The 9,576-nt window shown below is 68.0% G+C and carries 8 protein-coding genes; all 8 read right to left on the bottom strand.

Features of this window, described 5'->3' with window-relative positions; all coding sequences use genetic code 11:
• A partial coding sequence (locus tag D183_RS0120070; RefSeq protein ID WP_039728909.1) for a cache domain-containing protein occupies window positions 1–1,065 on the bottom strand: 1,065 nt, incomplete at its 3' end.
• Window positions 1,066–1,234: 169 nt separating this feature from the next.
• Window positions 1,235–3,619 carry a methyl-accepting chemotaxis protein gene (locus tag D183_RS0120065; protein WP_026144692.1) on the bottom strand — a complete coding sequence of 795 codons (2,385 nt, stop codon included), beginning with the start codon at window positions 3,617–3,619 and terminating at the stop codon, window positions 1,235–1,237.
• Between the two features lie 101 nt (window positions 3,620–3,720).
• Window positions 3,721–4,101, bottom strand: a complete 381-nt coding sequence (locus D183_RS0120060) for a hypothetical protein (protein ID WP_026143867.1) — start codon at window positions 4,099–4,101, stop codon at window positions 3,721–3,723.
• A gap of 182 nt (window positions 4,102–4,283) precedes the next feature.
• Window positions 4,284–4,778 carry a chemotaxis protein CheW gene (locus D183_RS0120055; RefSeq protein WP_017910573.1) on the bottom strand — a complete coding sequence of 165 codons (495 nt, stop codon included), beginning with the start codon at window positions 4,776–4,778 and terminating at the stop codon, window positions 4,284–4,286.
• Window positions 4,779–4,900: 122 nt separating this feature from the next.
• Entirely contained in the window at window positions 4,901–5,683 is a 783-nt protein-coding gene (locus D183_RS0120050; RefSeq protein WP_026144691.1) for a flagellar brake protein, read from the bottom strand.
• A gap of 60 nt (window positions 5,684–5,743) precedes the next feature.
• Window positions 5,744–7,951, bottom strand: a complete 2,208-nt coding sequence (locus D183_RS0120045) for a methyl-accepting chemotaxis protein (protein WP_017910571.1) — start codon at window positions 7,949–7,951, stop codon at window positions 5,744–5,746.
• Window positions 7,948–8,382, bottom strand: coding sequence for a hypothetical protein (locus D183_RS0120040; RefSeq protein ID WP_223875754.1), 435 nt, complete (start codon window positions 8,380–8,382; stop codon window positions 7,948–7,950). The genes D183_RS0120045 and D183_RS0120040 overlap by 4 nt, the downstream gene beginning before the upstream one ends.
• A 348-nt stretch (window positions 8,383–8,730) precedes the next feature.
• Window positions 8,731–9,576, bottom strand: an 846-nt coding sequence (locus D183_RS0120035) for a methyl-accepting chemotaxis protein (RefSeq protein ID WP_017910569.1), incomplete at its 5' end; no start/stop codon positions are given.

The raw sequence follows: 9,576 nt of genomic DNA, 5'->3' as shown, positions 1-9,576 counted from the left end.
CAGGCTGGCCTTGGCCGCGTCCATCGACTCGTGCAGGACCGCGCGGCTACCGGGCAGGCGGCGGGCGTCGCGGCGCAGGTCGCCGTTGGCGTACTCGTTGAGCACCGCGATGGCGTCGACGATCGCGTCCAGGTGCTCGAACATCATGCGGTTGATGCTCGCAGCCAGGTCGCCGTACACGCCGGGGAAATCCTCCGGCATGCGGTGGGACATGTCCTTGTCGGCGTGCAGCACGGCCATCCGTGCGGTCTCGCTGGAGAAGCGTTCCAGCATCCGGATCATCTCGCCGGTGGCGCGCAGCATCTCGCCGGTCTCGTCGCGGCCGGGATTGTCGATGCGCACGCTGAGGTCGCCGCGCGACACCGCGCGGATCGCCTCCAGGCTGCGCGATACCGGTCGCAGCACCGAACTGCCGATCAACCAGTTGATGCCGAAGGTGAGCAGCACCAGGATGCCGCCGGCCAGGGTCATCACCCCGGTGAAGACCAGCGCCTGCGCCTGCACGTCGTCCATGTACACGCCGGTGCCGATCACCCAGTGCCAGGGCGCGAACGCGGCGTTGTAGGAGATTTTTTCGACCGGCTTGTCGCTGCCGGGCTTGGGCCACAGATAGTCGACGTAGCCGCCGCCGGCCTCGGCCACCTTCACGAACTCGCGGAAGATCGGCTTGCCGTCGGCACTGAGCACCTGGCCGATGTCCTTGCCGACCAGGTCGTGGCGGGTGGGATGCATCAGCATGGTCGGGTGCAGGTCGTGCACGTAGAAGTAGTCCACGCCGTCGCGGGCGCGCATCGATTCCAGGGTGCGCAGGGCGGTGCGCTGCGCCTCGGCCAGCGGCATGCTGCCCTTGTCCACCTCGGCCGCATAGGCGCGCACAACGCCCAGCGCCAGCTCGATCTGGCTCTTCAGTGCCTGCTCGCGCGTGTTGCGGATGTCCAGGTACTGCATGCGCGCGGCAATCACCGCCAGCAGGACGATGCCGGCACCCAGCAACAAGGTCTGCCAGAGGAACTTGCGGCGCAGCGGCAGATCCGAGAGGCGGGTGAGCAACGAGCGAGACGACATCGACCTGATCCTTGGAGAGGTTCCCAAAGGTTTAACGGCTCCGGGAACGGGGAAATTGAGCGTGCGGCGCGACCGATCCGTAGACAATCCTCGCGCTGGCGCGGCGGTCAAAAAAATCCCCGGCGCGAAGGCCGGGGATGGGGGGATGCAGCGACAGGCCGGGCCTGTCTCAGAACTCCTGCCAGTCCGAATCGGCCAGGGCCGGCTCGACCTTGCGGGCACGCACCGCCGCCGGCTTGGCGGCGGCGACGGCCGCAGGCTTCTTCGCCGGCGCTGCCGGCCGCGGCGCGGACACGGCCTGCGGCGCGTGGACCGCGCTGGCCTGCGCCGACTGCTCGACGCGGAAGATCGACACGGCCTCGATCAGCTGGCCGGCCTGTTCTTCCATCGAACGCGCGGCGGCGGTGGCTTCTTCGACCAGCGCGGCATTCTGCTGAGTGGTCTCGTCCATCTGGGTGACGGTCTGGTTGACCTGCTCGATGCCGGCCGACTGCTCCTGCGAGGCGGCGGCGATCTCGCCCATGATGTCGGTGACGCGCTGCACCGAGGCGACGATTTCGGTCATGGTCTGGCCGGCCTGGCGCACCAGGGTCGAGCCGTTGGCCACCTGGCTCACCGACGCGTCGATCAGGCCCTTGATCTCCTTGGCGGCGTTGGCCGAGCGCTGGGCGAGGGTGCGCACTTCGCTGGCGACCACCGCGAAGCCGCGGCCCTGTTCGCCGGCACGTGCGGCTTCCACGGCGGCGTTGAGCGCCAGGATGTTGGTCTGGAAGGCGATGCCGTCGATGACGCTGATGATGTCGGCGATCTTCTTCGAGGACGCCTCGATCCCGCTCATGGTCTGCACCACCTGGCCGACCACACTGCCGCCCTGCGAGGCGACCGTGGCGGCGCCGCCGGCCAACTGGTTGGCCTGGCGCGCGTGCTCGGCGTTCTGGCGCACGGTGGAGGTCAGTTCCTCCATCGAGGCGGCGGTCTCTTCCAGATTCGCCGCCTGCTGCTCGGTGCGGCGCGACAGGTCGTCGTTGCCGGCGGCGATCTCGCCGGCGGCGGCATTGATCGCGTTCGCCGCCTGCTGGATGCGGCCGACGATGGCCGCCAGCTGCTCGGCGGTGGCGTTGGCGTCGTCGCGCATGGTCGCGAACACGCCCTGGAAATCGCCATGCATGCGCGCGGTGAGGTCGCCCTGCGACAGCGCGGTCAGCAGCCTGGACACTTGGCCGATGCTGTCGCCGTTGGCCTGCAGCAGGCCATTGAGCTGCTGCGCCAGCTGCAGGAAGAAGCCGTGCTTGCCTTCGATGCCGACGCGCCCGCTGAGGTCGCCCGCGGCGGCCTCGCGCACGATCTTGGCCACTTCCTGCTCGACCTGCGCTTCCAGGGTGCGGTCGCGCGATTCGCAGACAAAGCCGATGTGCGTGCCGTGCTGGTCGCGGATGGCGGTGATGGTCTGGGCGACGCGCGCGTCGACGTAGGCCATCTCGCGTTCCATCACCCCCTTCTTTTCCAGTTCCGCCAGGGTCTTGGGATCGTGCTGGTTGCCGTACTCCAGCACCGTCACCGGCGAGCCGACCAGCGGCAGGCTCGAATCGAAGGCCGGCGCCACCGAGTGGATCTGCTCGGCGTACTTGTCGGTGAGGCCCTGCATCGACGGGTTGGCGTAGACGATGTTGTAGTCCAGATCGACGATGAACATGCCGGTCGAGGAGTTGTCCAGCGCGGTGCGGATGCGCAGGTTCTCGGCGGCGACCGCGGCGTCGCGCTCGATGCGCCCGCGCAGGTCCTGCTGCATGCGCTTGAGCGCCTGCATCAGTTCGCCGATCTCGTCCTTGCTGTTGGCGTCGATATGTCCGTCGAGCTTGCCGGCGGCGACGTCGCTGGCCACCTTGACCGCATCGCGCACGCTGTTGGCGAGCATCCGCCCGAACAGGAAGGCCAGACCGACCGCTGCGCCAAGGCCGATCAGCAGGCAGATCAGCAGGGTTGCCGAGGCATTGCGATAGGTGCCGCTGGCGGTGTCGGCCGCGGCCTTGGCCTGGCGATCGTTCTCGGCGATCAGGGCGACGACGTCGTCCACCACCTTGTTGTGCAGGGTGCGAGTCTCGCCGGTGAAGGTATCGATGGCGTCGTCGTGCAGGTCGAGCTGCAGCATTTCGTCGACGGACTGGTAGGAGGCGCTGGCCTTCTTCCAGTCGGCGACCAGACGGTCGTAGATGGTCTTTTCCTGCGGGCTGCCGATCTTGGGCGGATATTGGGCCAGGATCTGGTCCATCTGCTTCTTCAGCGCAACCTTGCGCGCGGCCGATTCCTTCTTCAGCGCATCGCTGCTGCGGATCAGACTCTGGTAGGCGGAATTGCGATATTCGCCGAGGATGCCGCGCATTTCGCCGCCGGTGCGCACGCTCGGCACCACCTGCGACGACACATTCGTGGTCACGCCATCGAGCGAGTTAAGACCGCGGTAGGCGGCCACGCCCTGGATCAGCATCAACGCCAGCACGACGCCGAACGCCAGCATCAGTTTGGGCATCACCTTCAGATCTTTAATCCACTGCATGAGCGCGTTTCCCATAATTCGGAGGGGGACGACAAGGGGCAAAAAAGCAAACGCCGCCGCGCCGGACCGTGTGCACGGGTCCAGCACGGCGGCGCAATGGCTTACTTGATGGTGGCCAGCTTCAGGCTGGACGGCGCGCTGACCTGGATTTCGGCACGCGAGCTGTCCCGCTCGATCTTGCCGATCACGCACACGTCCTTGCCTTCCAGGGTTTCCGGGGCGAAGCCGAACTTGCTGCGGTCGGCGCCGGCGATGCGGGCGGAGAAGGTGTGGCGCGGGAACATGCCGCCCATGTACAGGAAGGTCGGCTCGCCTTCGGAATTCTGGGCGTACTTGGCTTTCTCGACCTTGCCGCAGACCATGCCGTCCTTGCCGACGAAACGGGTAGCCATCTCCGGCGGGATCATCTGCTGGGACTGGGCGAAGGTGCTGGGGCTGGCGGCGAGCAGCAGGACCAGCAGCATGGGAAAGCTCGGTTTCATGGAACGACTCCTTGGGGACGGGGGCTGAAGTGAGGGCCGTGTGATGCCGGCCACTCTTCAGCTATCGGCGTGAAACCGGTTAACTTGATTCGCCCAAGTGATAAACAGTTCGCATTTCAAATAAAAACCCGCCTTGCGGCGGGTTTCGTCTACAGCCGGGCGGCCGCCGCAGCGGCCGGGGGTCAGGCGGCCTCGTCGACGTGGGCGTGCTGCTGGCCGAACTCGGCGCTGTCGAGCAGGGTCTCGATATCCAGCAGGATCAACATCTTGTCGTCCTGGGTGCCGATGCCCGAGATGAAGCGGGTGTCGACCGCGGCGCCGAACTCGGGGGTCGGGCGGATCTGCTCTTCGTTCAGCGGGATCACGTCGGAGACGCTGTCCACCACGATGCCGACCACGCGGTTCTCGACGTTGAGCACGATCATCACGGTGAAGGCGTCGTAGCGCGCTTCCTTCAGACGCAGCTTCAGGCGCAGGTCGATCACCGGGACGATGGTGCCGCGCAGGTTGATCACGCCCTTAATGTACTCGGGGGCGTCCGGGACCCGGGTGACCGAGTCGTAGCCGCGGATTTCCTGCACCTTGAGGATATCCACGCCGTAGTGTTCTTCGCCGAGGGTGAAGCTGAGGAATTCGCCGCCGGTGGCGTCGGAATTGGAGGTGGTCTTGTCGTTCATCGTGTGCTCCTGGTGCGCACGGGATTGCGGGTGGTGGCGTGGGTGGGAAAGCGCGACTCTGATGCTAGATCGGCGCGGCCACGGCGAACTTTAGACCTGGATCGGCCGGCCGCTTGCGGCGTTCAGGAAAGCACGCCGCTCTTGCGGGCGCTGCGCTGGCGCTCGATGCGGAACACGTAGCGCTGGATCGCCGCGTCGGCACCGCGCGGCAGGTCCTGGAAGCGCATGCCCACGCGCAGGGTGTCCTGGCCGTTGGCGAGCTTGGAGACATACATGTTGCAGACCTGCAGGGTCAGCCGGATGGCGTCGGCATCGGGCAGCTGCAGCACGCAGTTCGGATAGCTCTGCTGCAGCTGCGGCATCGGCTGGCCCTGTACCAGCGCCACCGCCAGGCCGCCGCCGCTGATGTCCACCACGCGCAGTTTCAGTTCGACCTGGCCGGCATCGTCGTCGATGCGAAGCACGCACAACGGCGAATCGGTGATCGGGGTCTCCAGGCGGAAATGCTCGCGCCGCTGCAGGTAGTAGAGCGATTCCGGCAGCGGCGCGCGCAGGCCCGGCTGGCCGTTGTCGTCGGTGCGCTGCGGGCTTTCGATGCGGAAACGCACCCGCACCTTGTCCAGTTGGGCGAAGCACAGCAGGTACTCGGCCTGCTCGGCGGCGCGGTTGGAGGCCTCGTTGACGCTCAGGTCCAGCAGCACGCTGTCCTCGTCCAGGTCCAGCAACGCGGTCGAGAAGGCCTGGTCGCGACCGCCCACGTGCGCGCTGACCTGCGAACGCTGCTGGATCAGCGACTGCAGCAACTGGCGGATCTGTCGCGGCTTGGTCAGCAGGAAACGGTCGTCCTCCACTTCTTCTTCCGGCGAAGTCGGGACAGGGGAGTCGCTGGGAGTGCCTTCGGCCATGGTGGAGAGTGGGTACTGGAGGTGGGTGGGGCGGCACCGCGTCGGGCCGCCCCACGCATGCTATCGGCTGAGCTGGACTTTTTTGTAGACCGGCTGCACGTTGCCGCCAGTGGCGACCGCGTTCGACGGCGGGCGCTGCTCCAGGGTGAAGGATGCCACGGCCCGTGCCAGTTCGCCCGCCTCGTGTTCCATCGACCGGGCGCTGGCGCTGGCTTCCTCGACCAGGGCGGCATTCTGCTGGGTCGCCTCGTCCATCTGCACGACGGTCTGGTTGACCTGTTCGATGCCGGCCGACTGTTCCTGCGAGGCCGAGGCGATGTCGCGCATGATGTCGGTGACGCGCTGGACCGAGGACACGATGTCCTGCATGGTGCGGCCGGCCTGGTCGACCAGGGCCGAGCCTTCGGCCACACGGGTCACCGAATCGTCGATCAGGCCCTTGATCTCCTTGGCGGCGTTGGACGAACGCTGCGCCAGCACGCGCACCTCGCTGGCGACCACGGCGAAGCCACGGCCCTGCTCGCCGGCACGCGCGGCCTCGACCGCCGCGTTGAGCGCCAGGATGTTGGTCTGGAAGGCGATGCCGTCGATCACGCTGATGATGTCGGCGATCTTCTTCGACGAGGCTTCGATGCCGCTCATCGTGGTGACCACCTTGCCGACCACGCTGCCGCCCTGCGAGGCGACCGCCGCGGCGCCGACCGCCAACTGGTTGGCCTGGTGCGCATGCTCGGCGTTCTGCTTGACGGTGGAGGTCAGTTCCTCCATCGAGGCGGCGGTTTCTTCGAGGCTGGCGGCCTGTTGTTCGGTCCGGCGCGACAGATCGTCGTTGCCGGCGGCGATCTCGCCGGCGGCGGTGTTGATCGCGTCCGAGGCGCCCTGGATCTGCCGCACGATCGCCGACAGCTGCTCGGCGGTGGCGTTGGCATCGTCCTTCATGTTCGCGTACACGCCCTGCAGGTCGGCGTCGATGCGCCGCGACAGGTCGCCCTCGGCCAGCGCGCGCAGCATCTGCTGGATGTGGCCCAGGCCGGAGGCGCTGGCGGCGAGCATGGCGTTGATCTGCTCGCCCAACTGCAGCAGGAAGCCGTGCTTGTCGTCCAGACGGATGCGTCCGCCGAGGTCGCCGGCGACCGCGCCACGCACGATGCCGGCGATCTCCTCTTCCACCGCCACTTCGTCGGTGCGGTCGGCCCATTCCACCACGAAGCCGAGGCGGTTGCCGGTCGCGTCGGTCACCGGATTGACGATCAGGCGCATGGTGTGGCCGCCGACGCGGATCTGCGCGCGGTGCGTGCCGGTCAGCTCGGCGAGCATGCGCGCCTGGTGTTCGGGATGGCGGTGGAACACGTCGATGGTCTTGCCCAGCAATGCGCTGGCATCGAACTGCGGCAGGTCGCGGCGCAGGTCTTCCTGCACCTCGCTGAGCATCTGCAGCAGCGGGCGGTTGACGTAGACGATGCGGCGGTCGGCATCGGCGATCATGACGTTGGTGGTGACATCGTCCAGCGCGCTGCGGATGCGCTGGGTCTCGCGCTGGGCCTCGCTGTCCTGCTCGCGGCTGCGCAGCAGCTGCGCGTTGGCGGCCACCAGGGTGTGGGCGATGGAGCCTTCCGGCAGGTCCAGTTCGCGGATCGCGGCCGACAGCGGCTGTTGCTGGGCGATGGCGCGCGCGGCCTGGGCCAGGGCGTGCGGGTCGTGGCCCACGTCCAGCAGTTGCCGGCGCATCTGCACCGCCATCGGCACCAGGATCGCCGCTTCCACCGCCACGTACAGCGCATGGATCGCCAGGATGCCGATCCCGGCCTCGGCGGTGAATACCCGCACCGGCAGGCCGCGGTGCTGCAGCCAGAAGAACAGCACGTGATGCACGGCGATCGCGGCGGCCGCGACCATGATCGGCCGCCAGTCGCGGTAGTACAGCAGCAGCGCGATCAGCAGGATGACGCCGAAGTGCACTTCGATCATGCCGCCGGCCTGCTGGATCAGCGCCGCGGCCAGCACCATCAGGCCCAAGGCCACGGTGCAGCGGCTCAGCAGGCTGCCCGGATGCAGCTTCACCTGCAGGGCGATGACGGCCAGGGTCGGCAGGCTGACCGCCAGCCACGGCGTCCACGCGCCCTGATGCCAGGCGGCGGCCAGGCTGGCGAGGGTGGCCAGGACCGCGACGACCACGAACAGCCGGTCGGCCTGCGCCGCCAGTTTCTGCAGGTAGACGTAGCGCTCGTTGCCGACGAGAAAGCTGCCTTGGGTAGGCGAGGCGCTCATGAGAGGGATTCCTTGGAGTCGGTGGGACATCCGCACTGGGCGGGAGAGATCAGCGGCGAAGCGCCGCCGGTGGCGAGCAGCCGCGGCAGCAGCGACGCGGCGGCGATGGACGTGCCGCATCCGGCCAGCTGTGCCGGGCCGGCATAGATCAGGCGGGACTGCGCATCGAGGACGATCAGCGCATAGGGCAGGGACGGCGGCGCCAGCCGGGCGCGCAGGTCCACGCTGCGCATCCCTGGCAGTGCGAGCGCCGCAGGCGCGGCGCACTCGCAGCCGGCCACGCGCAGGCGGAACGCCACGGGCTGCCCGTCGGCAGCGTCGATGGCGGGCGCAAAGGCCAGCAGGCGCGCGCGAATGGCCTCGGCGCTGTCGGCCGGCGGCGGGCTGGCGAGCGCTACCAGTTGGCTTGCCGCCCAGATGCTCCAGAGCACCAGCAGCAACAGCCCCCATGGCAGGCGAGTGAAACCTCCCCAACGGGGCGTCGTGGTGGATAGTGCCTGCATTGGAAACCGGCCAGCGCGACGCCGGCACTCACCGGCTGTTCACGTTATCGACAGCACCTGTCGATCCTTAAGGTCGTATTCATCACATTTCACGCCGTGGTAACGACGCTGGTGTGGGGTTTTCGAAAAAAGGCTGCCGCGCAGGCCTGGAAACGCAATCGGCCGCGGAGGCGTTCCGCGGCCGATCGGCAATTGGGTCGTTGTTCCGGCGGCGCGGTGTGCGCCGGCCGGGGCGTGACAGGCCGAGCCTGGGTGGCGCGATCCGCGCGCCTGGACTCAGGCGGCCGCGTGTGTCGGCCTGCGCGCGGCCGGTACCGCCGGCGCACGCACCGAGGATGCCGCCGCCTGCACCTTGAACACCGCCACGGCCTGCCGCAGGTGGCCGGCCTGCTCCTCCATCGAACGCGCGGCGGCGGTGGCTTCCTCCACCAGCGCGGCGTTCTGCTGGGTGCTCTCGTCCATCTGGGTGACGGTGCGGTTGACCTGCTCGATGCCGGACGACTGCTCCTGCGAGGCGACCGCGATCTCGCCCATGATGTCGGTGACGTGCTGCACCGAGGTCACAATCTCCTGCATGGTGGTGCCGGCGCGCTCGACCAGGGCCGAGCCTTCGGCGACGCGGCCGACCGACTCGTCGATCAGCGTCTTGATCTCCTTGGCAGCGTTGGCCGAGCGCTGGGCGAGGGTGCGCACTTCGGTGGCCACCACGGCGAAGCCGCGGCCCTGCTCGCCGGCACGCGCCGCTTCCACCGCGGCGTTGAGCGCCAGGATGTTGGTCTGGAAGGCGATGCCGTCGATCACCGAAATGATGTCGCCGATCTTCTTCGAGGACGCTTCGATGCCGCTCATGGTCTGCACGACCTGGCCGACCACGTCGCCGCCCTGCGAGGCGACCGAGGCCGCGCCTGCGGCCAGTTGGTTGGCCTGGCGCGCACGTTCGGCGTTCTGCTTGACCGTGGAGGTCAGCTCTTCCATCGACGCGGCGGTTTCCTCGAGGCTGGCCGCCTGCTGCTCGGTGCGGCGCGACAGATCGTCGTTGCCGGTGGCGATCTCGCTGGCGGCGGCGTTGATGCTGACCGCGGCAGTCTGGATGCGCGCGACGATGGCGGCCAGCTGTTCGGT

This window comes from Xanthomonas sp. SHU 199 (genome assembly GCF_000364665.1).
GTDB classification, from domain to species: Bacteria; Pseudomonadota; Gammaproteobacteria; order Xanthomonadales; family Xanthomonadaceae; genus Xanthomonas_A; species Xanthomonas_A sontii.
This window is presented reverse-complemented; position numbering and strand designations above follow the sequence as displayed.